This window comes from Staphylococcus pasteuri (genome assembly GCF_030547725.1).
GTDB lineage: Bacteria > Bacillota > Bacilli > Staphylococcales > Staphylococcaceae > Staphylococcus > Staphylococcus pasteuri.
Window position 1 is genome coordinate 1 of the sequence record NZ_JAUOQO010000538.1, and the last position, 257, is coordinate 257.

The following is a 257-nucleotide window of genomic DNA, read 5'->3' on the forward strand; positions in this document are numbered from 1 at the left end:
ACCCTACCCTGTTAATTCACGCTGCCGATGACCCATTTATGGATCAACGAGTGATTCCTACCACGAGTCAACTAAGCAAGGCTGTGGAGTATCGTTTAAGTGACACAGGTGGACACGTAGGTTTTGTTGGTGGTAGCCTGCTGCGCCCCAAATTTTGGTTGGAATCGAGTATTCCGCATTGGTTTAAGCAGCAATTAGAGCAAACAGATAAATGATTATTCCTTGGCAGCAACTAGATCCTAATACCTTCGATGCAT

The 257-nt window shown here is 45.1% G+C and carries 1 protein-coding gene; it reads left to right on the forward strand.

The features are described 5' to 3' along the window. A partial coding sequence (locus Q4528_RS14645; RefSeq protein ID WP_368506731.1) for an alpha/beta hydrolase family protein occupies positions 1-215 on the forward strand: 215 nt, incomplete at its 5' end. Positions 216-257 lie beyond the last annotated feature (42 nt).